Genomic DNA, 19,816 nt, shown 5'->3' on the forward strand with positions numbered 1-19,816 from the left:
CCGTCAGGGGGTCACGGGGCTTACGGGGCTTACGGGGCTTACGGGGTGATCGCGAAGTTGGCCACGATGGCGTCGGCCAGCTGCTGGTCCCCTTCGACCTTCACCCGCTCGGCGACCGCCTCCGGCCGCACCCGGCCGCACGCGAGCCGTACGTACGTCTCCCAGTCCAGGGAGAGCGTGAGGGTCGGGCCCAGCGACACACTGCCGTCGATCGTGGCCCGGCCCTCCGCGTCCAGCCGCACGGTGCGCATGAACTCCATCGGGCCGTGCACATCGAAGACCACCGCCGACTGGGGCGCCGCGCCCGCGTCCTTGGCGACGACCCTCGGCAGCGCCGACAGCAGCACGTCCCGGCTGAGGTAGGCGCCCGGCGAGTCCAGGTTGCCCGGCTGGTTCAGCGCCCGCCGCAGATCCTGCTCGTGCACCCACACATCGAACGCCCGCCGGGTCAGCACCTCCTCCAGGCTCAGCTCGCTGCCGCCGGGCCAGCGCACCACGGTGTCCGGCGCGCGCTTCTCGTTGCGCAGCTGACGGGACCGCCGGATGACGGTGTACTCCAGCTCGGAGGTCATCTCGGGCGCCGTATGGCAGCGCCGCACGTCGACCTGGACTTCCATGTACCGCGACATCTCGCTGGTGACGTGGTACAGGTCGCGCGGCAGCGTATGGATCGGGCGCGGATCGCCGAGCAGCTCGCAGTCGAGGCCGATCACATGCGAGACGACGTCACGGACCGACCATCCCGGGCATTCGGTGGCGCGGTTCCATTCGCGCTCCGCGAGTGGATTCACCAACTCCGATATCGCGTCGATGGAATGCGTCCAGGCGTCGATGGAGGTCTGAAGGCTGGGATGGACGGTCACGGGACCCCTCGGGCGGTTGGTACGCGGGTTGGGTGCAGGTGTGTGGCTTCAAGTTACGCTGCCCACGCGCGCGAGGGCAGTGCTTCGAGTCCGATCGTAGGCCCGGAACGGCCGCTTGCCGCGTGCGCGCCGCGGCCGTTCGCGGACCCTTGAGCGCCGGACCGGGACGGACCGGGGCGAGCCGGTCGAACCGGCCCGCGGGAATGCGTTTCCCCCAGCTGATGTTGGATGGGGATATGGCTCCACGTGCACGCGTCCGCGCCCCCGAGCTGACCGGCCGGGGCGGCTGGCTCAACACCGGCGGAAAAGACCTCTCCCTCGCGGATCTGCGAGGCCGCGTCGTCATCCTCGACTTCTGGACGTTCTGCTGTGTGAACTGTCTGCACGTTCTGGACGAGCTGCGCGAGCTGGAGGAGAGGCACCGTGACACCGTCGTGATCGTCGGGGTGCACTCGCCGAAGTTCGTCCACGAGGCCGACCACCGGGCCGTCGTGGACGCCGTCGAGCGCTACGAGGTGCACCACCCGGTCCTGGACGACCCGGAGCTGGCCACCTGGAAGCAGTACGCGGTACGGGCCTGGCCCACCCTCGTCGTCATCGACCCCGAGGGGTACGTGGTCGCCCAGCACGCGGGCGAGGGCCACGCCCACGCCATCGAGACCCTGGTCGGGCAGCTGGAGACCGAGCACGCCGCCAAGGGCACGCTGCGCCGCGGCGACGGGCCGTACGTACCGCCGGAGCCGGTCCCCACCGAGCTGCGCTTCCCCGGCAAGGCGCTGCTGCTGCCCGGCGGCACCTTCCTGGTCTCCGACACCACCCGCCACCAGCTGGTCGAGCTGGCCGCCGACGGCGAGAGTGTGCTGCGGCGGATCGGCACGGGCGAGCGCGGGTTCGCCGACGGCCCGGCCGACCGGGCCCGGTTCAGCGAACCGCAGGGGCTCGCCGCGCTGCCCGACGGCACGGTGGCGGTCGCCGACACCGTCAACCACGCGCTGCGCCGCTTCGACCCCGCGACCGGTGAGACCACCACGCTCGCCGGGACCGGCCGCCAGTGGTGGCAGGGCTCGCCCGACGAGGGACCCGCCCGCGAGGTCGACCTGTCCTCCCCCTGGGACCTGGCCTGGTTCGACGGCCGCCTGTGGATCGCCATGGCGGGCGTGCACCAGCTGTGGACGTACGACCCGCAGGCCCAGACGGTCGCGGCCGCCGCCGGGACCACCAACGAGGGCCTGGTGGACGGGCCCGCCGACCAGGCGTGGTTCTCCCAGCCGTCCGGGCTCGCCGCGGCCGGGGACCGGCTGTGGATCGCCGACTCCGAGAGCTCCGCGGTGCGCTGGGTCGAGCGGGACGGCGACGGCTTCGCGGTCCGCACCGCCGTCGGCACCGGCCTCTTCGACTTCGGCCACCGGGACGGCGCCGCCGAGCAGGCCCTGCTCCAGCATCCGCTGGGCGTCACCGCGCTGCCCGACGGCTCGGTCGCCGTCGCCGACACCTACAACCACGCGCTGCGCCGCTACGACCCGGCCACCGGCGAGGTCTCCACGCTCGCCACGGATCTGCGCGAGCCGTCCGGCGCGGTCCTGGTCGACCAGGACATCGTGGTGGTGGAGTCCGCCCGGCACCGGCTGACCCGGCTGCGGCTGCCCGAGGAGGCCGTACGGGTCGAGGCGGTGGCCCACCGCACCCAGCGCGCGGCCACCGACATCGCCCCGGGCACGCTCCGGCTGGACGTGGTCTTCCAGGCGCCCGCGGGACAGAAGCTGGACACCCGCTACGGGCCCTCCACCCGGCTGCTGGTCAGCTCGACCCCGCCCGGGCTGCTGGCGGGCGGCGAGGGCGCGGGCACGGATCTGCGCCGGGACCTGGCCCTGGCCGAGGGGGTGACCGAGGGCGTGCTGCACGTCTCGGCGATGGCCGCGTCCTGCGACGACGATCCGGCTAACGAGTACCCGGCTTGCCATGTGCACCAGCAGGACTGGGGTGTTCCGGTCCGGGTCACCGAGGGCGGCGCGGCGCGGCTGCCGCTGGTGCTGGCCGGGCTGGACGAGGAGTCCTGACGCGCGGACGGTCAGTCGGGGCAGTTGGGGAGCGTCGTGTACTGCACCTGGTCATGATCGATCCGGATGGCCGGAATCCACATCCGCTCGCCGCCTCTTAAGACGCGGAACCACATGCTGCTGTGGCCGCCCGCCTCGTCGGTGACGGTGACGCCGTTGGCGATGCGGCAGTCGGCGTGCAGTACGTCGCCGTGGTAGGCCCGGCCCGTGATGTTGGCGGGGCGGTAGGCCATGTACGGGTCCTTGGCCAGGCCCAGGGCGCAGGTGCGGACGCGCTCGCCCCGGCAGTCCTTCTCGGCGTTGAAGACGGTGATCCGGGCGTTGCCCAGGGTCGGGGGCTCGTCGTCGCCGGACGACCGGAGGGCGAGGACGCCGACCGTGGTCCCGGCGAGGACGGCGACGGTGCCGACCGCCGCGAGCGTGAGCCGCAGCCGCCGCCGGGGCGGCCGGTCCCGCGTGCCCTCGGGCGGCGTGCCCTCGGCAGGCGGGGCGACGGGCTCGCCGCCGGGCTCCACCACCGGCCCGGTACCGGCCTCCGCGGCGGCCTCGTTGGCCCGGTGGAGCAGCTTCACCAGCTCGGGCAGCCGGTCCTCGGCGGTGAACGAGAGCTTGCCCCACTGGACCAGGAGCCGTTCGTCGGGGAGGCTCTGACCGCGCAGATAGCGGGAGAGCGAGGAGCGGCTCGCGGGCAGGCGCCCCTCCAGCTCCTTGAGGCTCAGGCCCAGTTCGCCGTGCATGTGGCGCAGTGCGGTCACGAATTCCCGCACCGGGCCGGACAGTTCCTCGGGAAGCGGGGCGAGCGGCTTGCGCCGTGGGTTCTCGGAATGATGCGGATGCGCTGGCACGCTTCCCATTGGAGCATGTGGATCATGAACATGACGAGCGACACGTCCACACCCCCGAGGTGGACGTGCCGCTCGTTACCGGAACCGGATCGCTTGCGGACCGGCCGGTGAATTACCGCATCAGTCCGTGAACTTCAGCGGTCGGTAGGGCTTGTACTCGCTGCCCGGCGCCAGGCCGTAGGTGCGGGTCGCGTGGTCCGTACCGAAGTCGCCGCGCTGCTCGTACGAGGTGTACGAGGTGTGGGCGTCGTTGTTCCACTTCTCGAACATCACCACGTGACGGGTGTTGTTGTCGCCGGCGGCGTCGATCAGCAGATCGCCCGGCTTGAGGTCGTTCACGGCGACCGGCTTGGTGATGCCGGAGCCGGTGAGACCCACGGTGTTGGTGCCGGGCGTCGGCAGGCCCAGCGCCATGGAGACGTAGCCCGAGCAGTCCTGGCGGTAGCCGTCCTTCCAGATCTTGGCCTGGCTGTACGGGACCCGGCCGCCGCCGTTGGCCGTGAGCCAGGTGGAGGCGCGCTGCAGCGCCTCGGCGCGGCTGCCGCCGGGCTGGGGCGGCTTCGGCGGCTGCGGACCGCCGTTCTGCACGGGGACGCCGGGCAGGGAGTCCTCCGGGATGTCCACCGCGAGGACGCTCAGGAAGCCGGTGACCGGCCCGGTGATGTGCGCCATGTACGTCGAGCAGGTGCTGCCCTCGCACGCCTTCTTGCCGGTGTTGACCTGGTAGTCGGCGGTGATCCGGTCGTGGCCCGCCACCTCCTTGTTGATCATGCCGACGGAGGGGCTGCCGGTGTCGGCGCTCTGGTGGACGACCCAGCGCGTGCCCCAGGTGGGGAAGTCGGCGGCGGCCGCCGCCTTCGTACCGAACTCCCCGCTGGTCGTCTTCAGCTTGAGGGCGGCGCCCCCGCCCTTCGCGGCCCCCGTGTCGCGGCTCAGGGCGTTCTTGTCGGCCGCTTGGGCGTTGCCCGCCTTCTCCGCCTTCGCGTCATGGCCTCCGGTGCCCCCGTCGCCCGAGCAGCCCACGAGTCCGGCGGCGCCGATGCCCGCCGCGGCGATCGTGGGGAGCACCTTGCGCCAGATGGTCCGGCGCCGGGCTGTTGTGGTGGAGTGCGTCATGTGTGAATCCCCCTGTGACGAAAGGGCGCCGACTGCCCGCCGGAGCCGCTCTGCCGAGGCCGCCGGGCCGATCCGCCGCGGTGACGGGAACCACTCTCGGCCGCAGGACAGGGGAGTTCGGGGGAGCTTTCGTCCCATGGGACGTCCCATCCCGTCACACCCCTTCGACCTGCGGGGACGCGCCCGGGGAGGGCCCGGTGCGGGACATGGGCGGCGGCGCCTCGGGACATGACGGGACAGCGGACGGACCGCCGACGGCAGGGGACGACAGCGGACGGCCCCCGCCTCGGAGGCGGGGGCCGTCGGGGACACGCAGCCGGGGGGAGTCGGCTACGGGTCCGTCTGGGGAAACCGTGGGGTGCTGATCACCAGGTGAGCGCGTCGGAGGCGGTGTTCTGCCAGTAGGTCACCTGGGCGGTGTTGTCGACGTACACCGAGCCGCCGGGCAGGTCCAGGGTCGTCTCGGCGTCGAGACCCTCCAGGGACACCCCGAGCTTGGACATCTTGGCGCCGCCCGCGTCCGGGTCGTCACCACGGGAGGTGGTGATGCCCGCGTAGGCGGACTCGCCGGGGGCCAGCGTGATGACGGACTGCGGCGTGGTCTCCCCGGCGGCCGGGGTGGCGGCCTGCGCGTCGTCGAAGCGGAGGATCGGGAAGCTGGGAACCTCGCAGTCCACTCCGGCCCGGTTGGTGAACTTCAGCAGCAGGTGGTTGATGGGCCGCTTGACGGAGTCGACGGTCACCATGGCCTTGTTGACGTCGCAGGTGCCGATCTCCCGCTCGGCGTCCGCCCCGGAGCCGCCGCCGTTCTGCGCGGCCGCGCCGCCGTTCTGCTGGGAGGCGCTTCCGGCCTGCTCGGCGGCGTCCTTCGTGCCGCCGTTCCCGCCGCTCTCCGAACCGCTGGCGCCGCCGGTGCCACTCTCGCCCCGGGCCCCGGCGTCCGCGCCGCCCTGGCTCGCCGGGGCGGTGGCCGCGGAGTCGGCCTTGCCGGAGCTCTTGGCCCCCGTGCCGTCGTTGTCGCCGCACGCGGTGAGCGTCAGGCCCGCGGCGACGACCGTCAGACCGGCGGCGACGGAGCGGATGGTGCGGGCGTGGCGGGCGAGGAAGGCGGCGTGCGACATGGTGGGTTCCCCCGGGGGTGAGGTGCGGCTGCTGTCCCGTGCTTTCCGGTACGACAATCAGCTTGTCCGGGGCCGCTGGCGTTCGGCTGCCGTGTGGCTGCCGAACGCTAACGCCTCACTAACGCCCCGTTTAACACCTCACTCAACCCCCGCTGTTCAGGACGGACCGGCTCCCTCCGGCGGCCCGCCCGAGCCCTCGCCGGACGTCCCGGCGCCCCGTCCGCCGTCGCCCTGGGCGAAGAGTTTCACCAGGTCACTCATGACGTAGCGGTTGGTGGCCTCCTCGTCCAGCAGATGCATCTCGGCGAGCCGTTCCAGGGAGTCCTGGATCAGATCGGGGTCCGCCCCGGACAGCGCCGCCGCCTCCGCGGTGTTGACCTCCCGGGCGAAACCCGCGCCGAGCACCCGCAGCAGCTGGGCGTCGTCCGCGGAGAGCCGGGCCACCGAGCTGCGCAGCGCGGCCGCCACTCCGGCGTCCTCCGCCGACAGCAGGGCCAGCCGCCGCCGTTCGTCGCGCAGCGCCGTGGCCAGCCGGGCCAGCCGCCACCGCGGCCGCGCCACCAGCTGGGCGGAGGCGGCGCGCAGCGCGAGCGGCAGCCCGTCGCACAGCGTCACCAGCTCCTGTGCGGCGGCCGGGTCCTCGGCGACCCGGTCGGGGCCGAGCAGCGCGCCGATCAGGGCTGCTCCGTCCTCGGGGCCGAGCGCGTGCAGCCGCACCGGGCGGGCGGAATCGGTGGCGATCAGCCCGTCCAGCCGGGACCGGCTGGTGACCAGCGTGGCGCAGTGCGGGCCGCCGGGCAGCAGCGGACGCACCTGGGCCGAGCTGCTCGCGTTGTCCAGCACCACCAGCAGCCGCCGCTGGGCCACCAGCGAGCGGTAGAGCGCCCCCGCGGCCTGCTCCGAGGGCGGTATCTGGTCGGCCGGGGTGCCCATGGCGAGCAGGAACTCGCGCAGTACGGCGGCCGGTTCCGCCTCCTCCCCGCCGCTGAAGCCGCGCAGATCGGCGAAGAGCCGCCCGTCGGGGAAGGCGGCGGCGTAGGCATGGCCCCAGTACACGGCCAGGCCCGTCTTGCCGACCCCGGCGGCCCCGGTGACGAGGGCGATGCCGCCCTCGGCGGGGAGCCCGGCGGGAGCGCCGCCGTACGACCGGTCCTGCCCGGCGCCGGGCAGCGCCAGCCGGGTCAGCTCGGCCAGTTCCGCGTCCCGGCCCAGGAACCCGGCGGGCGGCCGGGGCAGCAGCTCCGGCGCGGGGCCGGGCGCGGGGGCGCCGGAGGCCGCGGCGGGCGCCGGGGCCTCCCCGCCGCGCGGGTCGCGCGGAGTGTGCGGCTCGCGCGGGTCGTGGGAGGTACGCGGGTCGCGGGAGGTGCGCGGGTCGGGCGGCGGTTCCGCCGCGGGCTCCGCCCGCAGGATCTCCTGGTACGCGGAGTTCAGCCGCTGCCCCGGGTCGACGCCCAGGTCGTCGGCGAGCATCTCGCGGGTGCGGTGGAACCAGGCGATCGCGTCGGACTGCCGCCCGGTGCGGTACAGCACCAGCATCAGATCCGCGATGAGCCCCTCGCGCAGCGGATTGCCGAGGGCCGCCGGGTGCAGCACGCCCGCGGCCTTCTCGTACTCGCCGAGCGCTCCGTGCGCCCGGGCGAGGGCCTCCACGGCGGTCAGCCGCCGCTCCTCCAGGGCGTGCGCGGCCGCCGCGAACGGCGGGCTGGCCACCGTCCCGGTGAGTGCCGGGCCGCGCCACAGGGCGAGCGCCTGCCGCAGCATCGTCACGGCCTCGGCCGGGGCGGATTCGGGGTCGGCGCGGGCCACCAGGTCGTCGAAGCGCACGGTGTCCACCAGCGAGGCGGGCAGCCGGAGCAGATAGGCGGAGCTGTGGGTGGTCAGCTCCACGCCGTGCTCGTCGGCACCGCCCTCGGCGAGGGCCGCGCGCAGCCGGGAGACATGGCCCTGGATGACGGTACGGGCGTGGGCGGGCGGCTCGTCCTCCCACAGACCGGCCACCAACTGGTCGACCGAGACGGTCGAGTTGGGTCGCAGAAGCAGCATCGCGAGCACGCTGCGGCGCTTGGACGGTCCCAGCGGAAGCTCGACGGGGGCCGCCGCGGGGCCTGTGGTCACGGTCACCGGGCCCAGCAGGGAGAAGTGCAACTCAGCCCTCCAGAAAGGCGGTCAGCGCCTTGGCGAGCAGCCGCGGGTCCTGTGCCCCGCACAGTTCGCGGGCGGAATGCATGGACAGGATCGCGACGCCGATGTCGACGGTGGCGATGCCGTGCCGGGCGGCGGTGATCGGACCGATCGTGGTGCCGCACGGCATGGCGTTGTGGGAGACGAAGCTCTGCCAGGGCACGCCCGCGCGCTCGCAGGCGGCGACGAAGACGGCCCGCCCGGAGCCGTCGGTGGCGTACCGCTGGTTGACGTTGACTTTGAGGATGGGTCCTCCGTTGGGGCGCGGGTGGTGGCCCGGCTCATGGCGTTCGGCGTAGTTGGGGTGGACGGCGTGGCCGGTGTCGGAGGACAGGCAGACGGTGCCCGCGAAGGCCCGGGCCCGGTCCTCGTAACCGCCGCCGCGCGCGTAGACGGAACGTTCGAGCACATTACCCAGCAGCGGGCCGTCGGCGCCGGTGTCGGACTGGCTGCCGTTCTCCTCGTGGTCGAAGGCGGCCAGCACCGGGATGTACGGCAGCTCCGGGCGGGCCGCGACGGCGGTGAGCGCGGCCGTCCCGGCGTGCACGGAGAGCAGGTTGTCCATCCGGGGCCCGGCGACCAGCTCACGGTCCCGGCCGAGGTAGGCGGGCGGCTCGACGCTGTGGACCATCAGGTCCCAGCCGGTCACGTCCTCGGCGGCCACCCCGGTCTCCTCGGCGACGAACCGGATGAGGTCGCCCTCCTCGGCGCTGCCGAGTCCCCACACCGGCGTCATATGGCGCTGCTTGTCGAGCTTGAGGCCGTCGGCGTTGACGGACCGGTCGAGGTGCACGGCGAGCTGCGGCACGCGCAGCAGGGGTCTGTCGACGGTGACGAGACGGCTGGAGCCGTCCCGCAGGGTGATCCGGCCGGAGAGCCCGAGATCACGGTCGAGCCAGGTGTTGAGGAGGGCGCCGCCGTAGATCTCCACGGCGATCTGCCGCCAGCCGTGGGCCCCGGTGTCCGGGATCGGCTTGACGCGCAGATTGGGAGAGTCGGTATGAGCGCCCACAATCCGGTACGGAGTGGACGGGCTCGCGTCCTCCGGCACGTACCAGGCGATGATCGCGCCGCCCCGCAGTACATAGCGCCCGCCCGCCGCGCCGTCCCAGGCCGCCGTCTCCTCGGCCTGCCGGAAACCCGCCTCTTCCAGGCGCTCCGCCGTGTTCGCCACCGCGTGGTACGGCGAAGGGCTGGCGCGAAGGAAGGACATCAGGTCATCGGTATGGCCGCGGTCGATGCCGGGGTGTGCGCTCATGTCATCAGCATAGATTCGGGACCGCCCGGCCCGTCGGGGTGTCATGTCCCCAAGGATGGGATCGTGATGAGGGCCCATCCGTGGGGTCCCGTTGATCCAATCTGATGAAAGCACGTCAGGGCGGCGGTATAAAACTCGCGTATCGGACGATAGTCCCCTTAACCGCTCACCAACGCACCCAAGGGGACAGCGGATGCGCGTTCTTCAACACCTCCTCGTCATTCTGGGGTCGCTGCTGCTGCTGTGCGGCGCGGGTCCGGCCGTGGCGCACACCGCCGGGCTGCGCCCCGCCGGACAGCTGCCCGCCCCGGCACCTGCTCCCACGCCCGTACTTGACGCGGCGGCGACGGAGGACGGGGGCGAAACCGGTGCCAAGGGCCACCCGCCCTGTCCGACTACCGACCGCACCGGGGGAACCAATTCCGCACCTACCCAGCCCTTCCAGCGGTACCACAAGGGCGACTGGCGGCTGGGTCCCGCCGCACTGCCGCGCACGGGCGCGATCGGCCGGATGCTCAAGGGCTACGAGCGGCTGGACGGCCTGTCCGCCCCGGCCTTCCTGAAGTGCTACTGGAACGAGCAGACCGGCGGCTGGTGGTATCCGTACCCGGACGGCTGGGTGCTGCTGAACGGCGTACCGCTCAAGACCACCATCACGCTGAAGGCGGGTCAGAAGGTCGATCTCTTCGGGAGCGGCTTCGGTCACTTCCTCGCCCCGGCGGGCACCCCGTACGCGGAACGGGCGCTGCCGCCGAGCAGCCTGAACACCTACGACCCGGCGCACCCGTACGGCTATCACCTCTACGAGGTCACCAAGCCGTTCCTGGTGGACGCGGGGCCCCTCAGAGCCTGGTTCGGCCAGCCGGGCAACGGGCTGCGGTATCTGACCGGGCCGTCGATCCCTCAGCTTGTTGCCGCGGGTAACCTGCGGCCGCTGAACTGACCGCGCATCCTGGTGCCGTGGACAGAACGGAACTCGTCCGGGTGCTGCGCGCCGAGCAGGTCCCGGACGCTTTGTACGACATTCCCGGCGCGGCCGACAGCGAAGTCCGGCCGGACGCCTACTACTTCCTGCGGCCCGCGCCGGACGGCGGCTGGGTGACCGGGCTGTGGGAGCGCTCGGTGGACAGGGACGTCAGCCGCTTCGCCTCCGAGGACGAGGCGTGCCGGGACCTGCTGGCCAGGCTGCGGGCCCGGCCGCGTCCGCCCGGAGCGGGGCAGGAGACGGTCGAGGAGCTGCTGGCGCAGGGCGAGGAGCTGCGGCGCCAGGCGCGTGAGGAGGTGGAGCGGGCCCTGCGGGAGCATCCGCCGGATAGCCAGGCCTGACGCCTGAGCGGTCTGACGAGGAGGCCGGACAGGCGGGAGCCGGCCGCCCCCCGGTGAAGGAGAGGGGCGACCGGCTCCCGGGTCTGTGGAGGCGAGGGCCCTAGAAGGCGGCCTCGTCCAGGTCCATCAGCTCCTTGGTGACGGACTCGGCCAGCGCGCGCTGCACCGAGACGCCCGGCAGCACCTCGTCGGCGAAGAACTTCGCGGCCGCGATCTTGCCCTCGTAGAACGGCACGTCCTTCGCGGTGGCCCCGCCCCGCTTCTCCGCGGCCACGGCCGCGCCGCGCAGCAGGAGGTAGCCGAGCACCACGTCGCCGGAGGCGAGCAGCAGCCGGGTGGCGTTGAGGCCGACCTTGTAGATGGAGCTGACGTCCTGCTCGGTGGCCGAGAGGTCGGTGAGCATGGCGCCCACGATGCCCTCCAGGTCGACCGCGGCCTGGGCGAGCCGGTCGCGGGCCGGGGCCAGCTCCTCGCCGCCGGCGGCCTCCGCCAGGAACTTCTTGATCTCCTCGGAGAGGACGGTCAGCGCCTGGCCCTGGTCCCGGACGATCTTGCGGAAGAAGAAGTCCTGGCCCTGGATGGCGGTGGTGCCCTCGTAGAGGGTGTCGATCTTGGCGTCCCGGATGTACTGCTCCAGCGGGTACTCCTGGAGGTAGCCGGAGCCGCCGATGGTCTGCAGGGACTGCGCCAGCTGCTCGTACGCCTTCTCCGAGCCGTAGCCCTTGACGATCGGCAGCAGCAGGTCGTTGAGGCGGCTCTCGGCCGAGGCGTCCTCGCCCGCGGCCTCCTTGACCAGGATCTCGTCCTGGACGGAGGCGGTGTAGAGGACGAGCGTGCGCAGGCCCTCCGCGTACGCCTTCTGCGTCATGAGCGAGCGGCGCACGTCCGGGTGGTGGGTGATGGTGACGCGCGGGGCGGCCTTGTCGGTGAAGGCCGCCAGGTCCGGGCCCTGGACGCGCTCCTTGGCGTACTCCAGCGCGTTGAGGTAGCCGGTGGAGAGGGTGGCCATGGCCTTCGTGCCGACCATCATCCGGGCGAACTCGATGATCTTGAACATCTGGCGGATGCCGTCGTGCTTCTCGCCCAGCAGCCAGCCCTTGGCCGGGGCGTTGGCGCCGAAGGTCAGCTCGCAGGTGTTGGAGACGCGCAGACCCATCTTGTGCTCGACGTTGGTCGCGTAGACGCCATTGCGCTCGCCCAGCTCGCCGCTGTCCCAGTCGAAGTCGTACTTGGGGACGACGAAGAGGGACAGTCCCTTGGTGCCGGGTCCTGAGCCCTCGGGGCGGGCCAGCACGAAGTGGATGATGTTGTCGGAGACGTCGTGCTCACCGGAGGTGATGAACCGCTTCACGCCCTCGATGTGCCAGGTGCCGTCCTCCTGCCGGACCGCCTTGGCGCGGCCGGCGCCCACGTCCGAGCCCGCGTCGGGCTCGGTCAGCACCATGGTGGAGCCCCACTGCCTGTCCACCATCAGCTGCGCGATCTTCAGCTGCTCCTCGGTGCCCTCGTCGTGCAGCACCCCGGCGAAGGCCGGGCCGGAGGCGTACATCCAGATCGGGGTGTTGGCGCCGAGGATCGTCTCGGCCGAGGCCCAGAGCAGGGAGCGCGGGCAGGAGGTGCCGCCGAGGCTCTCCGGAACCCCGAGCCGCCACCACTCGGCGTCCATGTACGCCTGGAAGCTCTTCTTGAACGACTCGGGCAGCGGCGCCGTGTTCGTCTTCGGGTCGAAGACCGGCGGATTGCGGTCCGAGTCGGCGTAGGAGGCGGCCAGCTCGTTCTCCGAGAGCCGGGTTATCTCGGAGAGCACGCTCTTGGCGGTCTCGATGTCCATCTCCGCGAACGGGCCGGTGCCGTACAGCTTGTCGCGGCCGAGCACCTCGAAGAGGTTGAACTCGATGTCGCGGAGATTCGACTTGTAGTGCCCCATGGCGACGGCTCCGTATGGCTCGGGAGAGGCAGGGACCTCTTCTTGGCGCGGTATCGATCAGCAGTCCGGCGCGGTCTATCCGGTGTCGCCATGATGCTACCCGTGGGTAATAAAGGGCAACCCTCAACCGCCCAACTGTGACTCAGTACGCTTCAGTCCATGTACGGCTACGACCAGAACGCGAGCGCAGGGCAGGGTTACGCCGCACCGCCGCCTCCGCCGCAACAGCAGCCGCATGCGTCACACCACTCACAGCCGGGGCCCGGCTACGGTGGGCAGCCGCTGTACCCCGAGCCCTCGCCGCCGTCCCTGGCGGACGCGGTGCGCGCCTTCACCACGGGCTCCATGGCGGCCGAGGACTTCCAGCAGATCTTCGCGGCCTCCAAGGTCTACTGTCCGCGCGGTGACAACCCGGGCTTCCTCGCGCTGCACAACACCCAGCAGCCGGTGATCCCGATGTTCACCTCGCTCAAGGAGCTGCGGCGGTACGCGGGCAAGGAGTCCAAGTACTTCGTGATCACCGGCGCCGAGGTGATCGACCTGCTGCCGACCGGCTATGGCTTCGTCCTCGACATGGAGGGTGAGCACCGCATGGTCTTCGACGCGAAGGCGGTGGAGCAGATGGTCGACTTCGCGATGCGGCGCATGTACGGCTGAGGAGTCCCCCGGGTTCCTCGCGCCCCACACGCCCCTCGTGTCCCGCTAGAGCGGGAATAGGGCCCCTCTTGCGAGTCGTTCAGCCTTCAATTAAGTTGAATGGTGAACGACCGAGGAGGCCGTCATGCCCGCAGTGACCGTAGACAACCCCCTGACCCTTCCCCGGGTCGCCGCGCCCGCCGAGGCGCGCCCCCGCCCGGCGCTCGGCGTCACCACCGCGCCCAGCGGCTTCGAGGGCGAGGGATTCCCGGTGCGGCGCGCCTTCGCCGGTATCGACTACCAGCACCTCGACCCGTTCATCATGATGGATCAGATGGGCGAGGTGGAGTACGCGCCGGGCGAGCCCAAGGGCACCCCCTGGCACCCCCACCGCGGCTTCGAGACCGTGACGTACCTCATCGACGGCACCTTCGTGCACCAGGACTCGCACGGTGGCGGCGGCACGATCAACGACGGCGACACCCAGTGGATGACCGCGGGCTCCGGGCTGCTCCACATCGAGGCCCCGCCGGAGTCCCTGGTCATGTCCGGGGGCCTCTTCCACGGGCTCCAGCTGTGGGTGAACCTGCCGAGCGGCGACAAGATGATGGCGCCGCGCTACCAGGACATCGGCGGCGCCAAGGTCAAGCTGCTCACCTCGGCCGACGGCGGCGCGCTGCTGCGGCTGATAGCGGGCGACATCGACGGCCACCAGGGTCCGGGCGTCACCCACACCCCGATCACCATGCTGCACGTCTCCCTGAACCCCGGCGCCGAGCTGACCCTGCCGTGGCGCGCCGACTTCAACGCCCTCGCGTACGGGCTCGCCGGGCGCGGCACCGCGGGCGCCGAGCAGCGGCCGTTCCGCACCGGGCAGACGGTGGTCTTCGGCGAGGGCGACGCGCTGACGATACGGGCGGACGCGGCGCAGGAGTCGCGCAGCCCCAACTTCGAGGTGGTGCTGCTCGGCGGGCAGCCGATCCGCGAGCCGATGACGCACTACGGCCCGTTCGTGATGAACACCCACGCCGAACTGGCCCAGGCCTTCGAGGACTTCCGAGCCGGAAAGCTCGGAACGATCCCGGCCGACGCCGAGTAGGCCGGGGGCGGGCGCCGTCCCGGCCCGGGCGCCCGGGCCCCGGTCGCGCCCCGGCGGCCTGCGGCGGGGCCTTCCCGGCCTGCTCGTCCGGTGCCCCGGGGAAGGCCCTGCTGATATGAGCGCGCCCTGTGCCCCGCGGCTCCGCGCGGCTGACGTGCCGGGCCGCCGTCCCGGGCCCGGCGCCTCGGCCCGAACGGCCCGGGCCGGACAACCCGGCGGCGCCGCACCCGCGGCGGACGGCGCGGCAGCGGCGGGCCGGGGCGTGCCGGATCTCTCCCGGTAAGGGGTGCACCGGCCGGTGGCCCGGGGCGGGCCCGGACGATGTGGCCGGGGCTTGTCGCGGCGGGTGCCCGGCGGTGGGGCTACGGCTCCGGCGGGCGTTCGTGGAGTTCGTACCAGATGCATTTGCCGTCGCCTCGGGGGTCGACGCCCCAGGCGTCGGCCAGCATCTCCATCAGCATCAGCCCCCGCCCCGACGAGGCGAGTTCGCCGGGGCGGCGGCGGTGCGGCAGTTCGTCGCTGCCGTCCGCGACGTCGAGCCGCAGCCGCCTCGACCCGCGCCGCCCGCTGACCTCGGCGACCAGCAGGGCGTCCCCGTCGGTGTGCACCAGGACGTTGGTGACCATCTCGGAGAGCAGCAGGACCGCCGACTCGACCTGGTCCGGGTCCGCCCAGTCGTGCAGCATGTCGCGCAGCTGATGGCGGGCGCCCGCTATCCGCTCCGGCTCGGCCTGGGCGAGGGTGATCGCGGTACGCCGCACCGGCGCCGAACCGGGTCCGACCAGGCACACCTCCGCGTCCCGGCGGATCAGCAGCAGGGCTATGTCGTCCTCGCGGCGGTCGGCGAGCGGGCCGGTGGTGTGGTGCGAGGGCGGCCCGTGCACGGCCTGTACCAGGGCCTCGGCGAGCGCCTCCAGGTCATGGGGGCCGTCGGTCGCGGTGGCCGGGTGCTCCAAGACCGACCGGATGCGGTCCCAGCCGGTCTCCAGGTCGTGGCCGCCGGTCTCGATGAGTCCGTCGGTGCACATCAGCAGCGTCTCGCCGGGCTCCAGCACCACCCGGGTGGTGGGGTAGTCGCCCTCCGGGTCGATGCCCAGCGGCAGCCCGCCCGCGGTGGGGCGGAGCATCATCGTGCCGTCGGCCAGCCGGACCGCCGGGTCCGGATGGCCCGCGCGGGCGATGTCCAGGGTGCCCGCGACCGGATCGACCTCCATGTAGAGGCAGGTCGCGAACCGGGGGTCGTTCGCCCCGTCCCCGCCGGGGTCGGCGAGCCCGCACAGGAAGCGGGAGGCGCGGGCGAGCACCGCGTCCGGGTGGTGGCCCTCGGAGGCGTACGCCCGGACCGCGATCCGCAGCTGCCCCATGATCCCGGCGGCCCGGACGTCATGCCCCTGGACGTCGCCGATCACCAGGGCGGTGCGCCCCGAGGGCAGCGCGATCACGTCGTACCAGTCGCCGCCGACCTGGAGCCCGCCGCCGGTCGGTACGTACCGCGCGGCCACGGTGAGGCCGGGGATGTCGGGCTTGGCGGCGGGCAGCATGGAGCGCTGGAGGCCGTCGGACAGCTCGCGCTCGGTCTCCTGGAGGGCGGCCCGGGACAGCGCCTGGGCGAGCATCCGGGCGATCGTGGTGAGCACCGAGCGCTCGTCGGGCGAGAACGCGACCGGGTGGGCGAAACCGGCCATCCACGCGCCGATGGTGCGGCCCGCGACGATCAGCGGCAGAAAGGCCCAGGAGCGGCGCTTGAGCGGCCGCATCCGCTGCCAGGCGGCGGGGAACCGGCCGCGGTACTCCTCCGGCGAGGGCAGGTAGACGGCCCGGCCGGTACGGACCACCTCGGCCGCCGGATGGTCGGTGGCCGAGGGCATGTTTGCGGAGGGGTGCTCGGTGTCCAGCCGGTGCCCGTGGTGGCCGATGAGCGATATCCGGTCACCTTTGACGCCGAAGACGGCGAGCCCGTCCGGCGAGAAGCCGGGCATGGACAGCCCCGCGGCCACCCGCAGCACCTCGGCGGTGGACATCGCCTCGGCCAGCGCCCGCCCCGCGTCCAGCAGGAACGCCTCGCGGTTGCGCCGCCAGTCGCCGGTGACCGGGGTGCCGCCCGCGGTGGTGCCGGGCAGCGGCTCGGCGACCTCCTGGAGCGTGCCGAGCAGCAGACGGCCCTCCGGGTCGTCGGGGTGGGCGACGGGCCGGGACCGGGTGCGCACGGTCCGCAGCACCCTGCCCTTCTCGTCCACGATGCGCAGCCGCGCCTCGGCAAGGGTTCCCTCGGCCTCCGCCAGCATCACGATGGACTGGATCTCCAGCCAGTCCGCCGGGTGGAAGCAGGCCCGGGCGGCGGCCTCGGGGAGCGTGACCGCCTCGGCGGGCAGGCCCACCAGGCGGGCCGCCTCGGCGTCATAGGAGACGGCGCCCAAGACGCTGTCCCACCGCCACAGGCCGGTCGCTATGGCGGCCAGCAGATCCTCGGTGCGCATTGCGCTACCTTATGGGCATTTTCCGCGCGCTTACCAGTGAGGGTCACGCCGCCGGTAGTCTTGGCCGGAAGCTTTAAGAGGGTACGCAATACTCACGACCAGACGACTTGGATGAATGATGCATCGGTACCGGTCCCACACCTGTGGCCAGCTCCGCGCCGCTGACGTCGACACCGACGTACGGCTCTCCGGCTGGCTGCACAATCGACGGAACCTGGGCGGCATCCTCTTCATCGATCTGCGCGACCACTACGGCCTGGTGCAGCTCGTCGTCCGGCCCGACACCGCCGCCAACGAGAAGCTCAGCTCGATCTCCAAGGAGAGCGTCGTCCGGATCGACGGCCGGGTGATCGCCCGCGGCGCCGACAACGTCAACCCCGAGCTGCCGACCGGCGAGATCGAGGTCGAGGTCGCCGACGTCGAGGTGCTCGGCGCGGCCGACCCGCTGCCCTTCACCGTCTACCCCGAGGACGGGGTCGGCGAGGAGCGGCGTCTTGAGCACCGCTTCCTGGACCTGCGCCGGGAGCGGATGCACCGCAACATCATGCTGCGCTCCGCCGTGATCTCCGCGATCCGGCAGAAGATGACCGCGCAGGGCTTCAACGAGATGGCGACCCCGATCCTGTCCGCCACCTCCCCCGAGGGCGCGCGCGACTTCCTGGTCCCCTCCCGGCTGCACGCGGGCCGGTTCTACGCCCTGCCGCAGGCCCCGCAGCAGTTCAAGCAGCTGCTGATGATCGCGGGCTTCGACCGCTACTTCCAGATCGCGCCCTGCTTCCGCGACGAGGACGCCCGCGCCGACCGCTCGCCGGGCGAGTTCTACCAGCTCGACGTCGAGATGAGCTTCGTCGAGCAGGAGGACGTCTTCGAGGTCATCGAGAAGGTGATGACCGAGCTGTTCGAGGAGTTCGGCAACGGACGCCACGTCACCTCGCCGTTCCCGCGCATTCCGTTCCGCCAGGCCATGCTGAAGTACGGCTCCGACAAGCCCGATCTGCGCGCCAAGCTCGAACTGGTCGACGTCAGCCAGGTCTTCGCGGGCTCCGGTTTCAAGGCGTTCGCCGACAAGCATGTGCGCGCGCTGGCCGTGCCGGACACCGCCGAGCAGCCCCGCAAGTTCTTCGACCAGCTCGGCGAGTTCGCGGTGGAGCAGGGCGCCAAGGGGCTGGCCTGGGTCCGGATCGGCGAGGACTCCAAGCTGACCGGGCCGATCGCCAAGTTCCTCACCGACGAGGACGTCGAGAAGCTGATCGCCGAGGTCGAGGGCAAGCCCGGCACGTCGGTCTTCTTCGGCGCGGGCGACTTCGACGAGGTCTCCAAGATCATGGGCGCGGTGCGGGTCGAGGCCGCCAAGCGGACCGGCCACTTCGAGGAGAACGTCTTCCGGTTCTGCTGGATCGTGGACTTCCCGATGTTCGAGCGGAACGAGGACACCGGCGAGATCGAGTTCTCCCACAACCCGTTCTCCATGCCGCAGGGCGGTCTGGACGCGCTGGAGAACCGGGACCCGCTGGACATCCTGGCGTGGCAGTACGACATCGTCTGCAACGGCACCGAGCTGTCGTCCGGCGCCATCCGGAACCACGAGCCGGACGTGATGTTCAAGGCGTTCGAGATCGCGGGGTACTCCCGGGAGGACGTCGAGCGGGAATTCGGCGGCATGCTGCGCGCGTTCCACTTCGGTGCACCGCCGCACGGTGGCATCGCCCCCGGCGTCGACCGCATGGTGATGCTGCTCGCCGACGAGCCGAACATCCGCGAGACCATCTCCTTCCCGCTCAACGGCAACGCCCAGGACCTGCTGATGGGCGCGCCCAGCGAGGTGGACGAGGCCCGGCTGCGGGAGCTGCACCTGTCGGTGCGCAAGCCGCAGATCAAGCAGGCCGAGAAGACCGAGAAGACTGGCAAGGCCGAGGGCGCCGAGAAGGCTGAGAAGCCGGTCGACGGGAAAGACGCCGAGTAACGGCGCGGACGGGATGGGAGATCCGTGCCCGGTGTGCATCCAGGGGCGGAGGACACAGTGAGGGTACGGATTCCGGCCGTGGCCACGGCGCTGCTCATCGCGGCGCTCGCGGGCTGCGCGGGTCCCGGGGACGGGTCCCGTAAGCACGCTACGGACGCCAGGGGCACCGCGGACGCCAAGGCGCCCGCGGGCCGCTCCGGCGCGGTGGGCGCGCCCACGGGCACGCACAGCCCGGCCGGGCGGCCCGCCCCCGCCGAGCGGCCGGGCGATCTGCCCGGGCTCGGGCCGCGCACCCGCGCCGAGGTGCCCCGGGACGCCGAGCAGGTCGTGGTCGTCACCGGCGGCGGCCGTGACGCGACCCGTTCCACCGTCGTGCTCTACGAGCGGTCCACGGCGAGCGGGAAGACCGGCGACCGGGAGGGCGACGGGGGCGGCGGCACCGCCTGGCGGGCGGGCCCCTCCTGGAAGGCGCACAACGCCGCCCGCGGCTGGACCGACCACCACCGGCAGGGCGACCTCCGCTCCCCGGCCGGCGTCTTCCGCCTGACCGACGCGGGCGGGAAGCTGCCCGATCCGGGCACCCGGCTCAGCTACGACCACGCCGTCCAGGGCTTCACGATCAGCGGCACCGGTGCCGAGGGCGAGCCGCTGGCCGGGGCCTTCGACTACGTCGTGGCGATCGACTACAACCGGAAGGCCGGGACCTCCCCGCGCGACTGGACCAGGCCGCTGGGCGCGGACCGGGGCGGCGGCATCTGGTTCCACGTCGACCACGACGGGCCCACCCAGGGCTGTATCAGCCTCTCCAGGGCGCATATGCGGACGCTGCTGCGCACCCTCGACCCCGCCCGCCACCCGGTCGTGGTGATGGGGCCCGCGGACTCGTTGGCCGACTGACTTTGGCTCGTTGACGCCGTTCCCACAGGCATTCACAGCAAGCACCCATG

Annotated in this window: 15 protein-coding genes; 7 read left to right on the forward strand and 8 right to left on the reverse strand. The window is 72.3% G+C overall.

Annotation, left to right across the window (positions count from 1 at the left end; genetic code table 11):
• Window positions 1-38 precede the first annotated feature (38 nt).
• Window positions 39-863 carry a maleylpyruvate isomerase family mycothiol-dependent enzyme gene (locus tag ABZ370_RS11105; RefSeq protein ID WP_358619071.1) on the reverse strand — a complete coding sequence of 275 codons (825 nt, stop codon included), beginning with the start codon at window positions 861-863 and terminating at the stop codon, window positions 39-41.
• Between the two features lie 236 nt (window positions 864-1,099).
• Here ABZ370_RS11105 and ABZ370_RS11110 point away from each other — a divergent pair, with 236 nt between their 5' ends.
• Window positions 1,100-2,920, forward strand: a complete 1,821-nt coding sequence (locus ABZ370_RS11110) for an NHL domain-containing thioredoxin family protein (RefSeq protein WP_358619072.1) — start codon at window positions 1,100-1,102, stop codon at window positions 2,918-2,920.
• A gap of 11 nt (window positions 2,921-2,931) precedes the next feature.
• On the opposite strand, the gene ABZ370_RS11115 is transcribed toward ABZ370_RS11110, so the two are convergent.
• From ABZ370_RS11115 to ABZ370_RS11135, 5 genes are all read right to left on the reverse strand, one after another.
• Window positions 2,932-3,774: an XRE family transcriptional regulator gene (locus tag ABZ370_RS11115; RefSeq protein WP_358619074.1), complete on the reverse strand. Its 843-nt coding sequence runs from the start codon at window positions 3,772-3,774 to the stop codon at window positions 2,932-2,934.
• Window positions 3,775-3,885: 111 nt separating this feature from the next.
• Window positions 3,886-4,881 carry a hypothetical protein gene (locus ABZ370_RS11120; RefSeq protein ID WP_358619075.1) on the reverse strand — a complete coding sequence of 332 codons (996 nt, stop codon included), beginning with the start codon at window positions 4,879-4,881 and terminating at the stop codon, window positions 3,886-3,888.
• Between the two features lie 365 nt (window positions 4,882-5,246).
• A complete protein-coding gene (locus tag ABZ370_RS11125) occupies window positions 5,247-6,002 on the reverse strand; it encodes a DUF4232 domain-containing protein (protein WP_358619077.1) in 756 nt (251 codons plus the stop codon).
• A 156-nt stretch (window positions 6,003-6,158) separates the two neighbouring features.
• Window positions 6,159-8,147: a BTAD domain-containing putative transcriptional regulator gene (locus ABZ370_RS11130; RefSeq protein ID WP_358619078.1), complete on the reverse strand. Its 1,989-nt coding sequence runs from the start codon at window positions 8,145-8,147 to the stop codon at window positions 6,159-6,161.
• Window position 8,148: 1 nt separating this feature from the next.
• A complete protein-coding gene (locus tag ABZ370_RS11135; RefSeq protein WP_358619080.1) occupies window positions 8,149-9,441 on the reverse strand; it encodes a M18 family aminopeptidase in 1,293 nt (430 codons plus the stop codon).
• Between the two features lie 193 nt (window positions 9,442-9,634).
• On the opposite strand from ABZ370_RS11135, the gene ABZ370_RS11140 reads away from it, so the two are divergent.
• Both ABZ370_RS11140 and ABZ370_RS11145 read left to right on the forward strand, forming a co-directional pair.
• Entirely contained in the window at window positions 9,635-10,384 is a 750-nt protein-coding gene (locus ABZ370_RS11140; RefSeq protein ID WP_358619082.1) for a TNT domain-containing protein, read from the forward strand.
• Between the two features lie 17 nt (window positions 10,385-10,401).
• Window positions 10,402-10,767 carry a hypothetical protein gene (locus ABZ370_RS11145; RefSeq protein ID WP_358619083.1) on the forward strand — a complete coding sequence of 122 codons (366 nt, stop codon included), beginning with the start codon at window positions 10,402-10,404 and terminating at the stop codon, window positions 10,765-10,767.
• Window positions 10,768-10,867: 100 nt separating this feature from the next.
• On the opposite strand, the gene ABZ370_RS11150 is transcribed toward ABZ370_RS11145, so the two are convergent.
• Complete coding sequence (locus ABZ370_RS11150; protein WP_358619084.1) at window positions 10,868-12,694, reverse strand: acyl-CoA dehydrogenase; 1,827 nt, start codon at window positions 12,692-12,694, stop codon at window positions 10,868-10,870.
• A gap of 159 nt (window positions 12,695-12,853) precedes the next feature.
• On the opposite strand from ABZ370_RS11150, the gene ABZ370_RS11155 reads away from it, so the two are divergent.
• Both ABZ370_RS11155 and ABZ370_RS11160 read left to right on the forward strand, forming a co-directional pair.
• Complete coding sequence (locus ABZ370_RS11155) at window positions 12,854-13,351, forward strand: SseB family protein (protein WP_009716404.1); 498 nt, start codon at window positions 12,854-12,856, stop codon at window positions 13,349-13,351.
• 124 nt (window positions 13,352-13,475) lie between these two features.
• Window positions 13,476-14,429 (forward strand): pirin family protein, encoded by a 954-nt coding sequence (locus tag ABZ370_RS11160; RefSeq protein WP_358619085.1) that lies wholly within the window; start codon window positions 13,476-13,478, stop codon window positions 14,427-14,429.
• 362 nt (window positions 14,430-14,791) lie between these two features.
• Here ABZ370_RS11160 and ABZ370_RS11165 read toward each other — a convergent pair whose 3' ends face one another.
• The gene (locus tag ABZ370_RS11165; protein ID WP_358619087.1) at window positions 14,792-16,906 is read right to left on the reverse strand and encodes a SpoIIE family protein phosphatase; all 2,115 of its coding nucleotides are present in this window, start codon (window positions 16,904-16,906) and stop codon (window positions 14,792-14,794) included.
• 118 nt (window positions 16,907-17,024) lie between these two features.
• Here ABZ370_RS11165 and aspS point away from each other — a divergent pair, with 118 nt between their 5' ends.
• Together aspS and ABZ370_RS11175 are read left to right on the forward strand one after the other, a co-directional pair.
• Complete coding sequence (gene aspS, locus ABZ370_RS11170; RefSeq protein WP_358619322.1) at window positions 17,025-18,869, forward strand: aspartate--tRNA ligase; 1,845 nt, start codon at window positions 17,025-17,027, stop codon at window positions 18,867-18,869.
• 57 nt (window positions 18,870-18,926) lie between these two features.
• A complete protein-coding gene (locus ABZ370_RS11175; protein ID WP_358619089.1) occupies window positions 18,927-19,766 on the forward strand; it encodes a L,D-transpeptidase family protein in 840 nt (279 codons plus the stop codon).
• Window positions 19,767-19,816 lie beyond the last annotated feature (50 nt).

It is taken from the genome of Streptomyces sp. NPDC005962, assembly GCF_040629205.1.
Taxonomy (GTDB): domain Bacteria; phylum Actinomycetota; class Actinomycetes; order Streptomycetales; family Streptomycetaceae; genus Streptomyces.

What these genes read in the sequence shown, in the direction of transcription:
- ABZ370_RS11140 (WP_358619082.1), top strand. Translation starts at nt 9,635, where the DNA reads ATGCGCGTTCTTCAACACCTCCTCGTCATTCTGGGGTCGCTGCTGCTG.
- ABZ370_RS11120 (WP_358619075.1), bottom strand. Translation starts at nt 4,881, where the DNA reads ATGACGCACTCCACCACAACAGCCCGGCGCCGGACCATCTGGCGCAAG.
- ABZ370_RS11115 (WP_358619074.1), bottom strand. Translation starts at nt 3,774, where the DNA reads ATGGGAAGCGTGCCAGCGCATCCGCATCATTCCGAGAACCCACGGCGC.
- ABZ370_RS11150 (WP_358619084.1), bottom strand. Translation starts at nt 12,694, where the DNA reads ATGGGGCACTACAAGTCGAATCTCCGCGACATCGAGTTCAACCTCTTC.
- aspS (WP_358619322.1), top strand. Translation starts at nt 17,025, where the DNA reads ATGCATCGGTACCGGTCCCACACCTGTGGCCAGCTCCGCGCCGCTGAC.
- ABZ370_RS11155 (WP_009716404.1), top strand. Translation starts at nt 12,854, where the DNA reads ATGTACGGCTACGACCAGAACGCGAGCGCAGGGCAGGGTTACGCCGCA.
- ABZ370_RS11135 (WP_358619080.1), bottom strand. Translation starts at nt 9,441, where the DNA reads ATGAGCGCACACCCCGGCATCGACCGCGGCCATACCGATGACCTGATG.
- ABZ370_RS11125 (WP_358619077.1), bottom strand. Translation starts at nt 6,002, where the DNA reads ATGTCGCACGCCGCCTTCCTCGCCCGCCACGCCCGCACCATCCGCTCC.
- ABZ370_RS11160 (WP_358619085.1), top strand. Translation starts at nt 13,476, where the DNA reads ATGCCCGCAGTGACCGTAGACAACCCCCTGACCCTTCCCCGGGTCGCC.
- ABZ370_RS11165 (WP_358619087.1), bottom strand. Translation starts at nt 16,906, where the DNA reads ATGCGCACCGAGGATCTGCTGGCCGCCATAGCGACCGGCCTGTGGCGG.
- ABZ370_RS11110 (WP_358619072.1), top strand. Translation starts at nt 1,100, where the DNA reads ATGGCTCCACGTGCACGCGTCCGCGCCCCCGAGCTGACCGGCCGGGGC.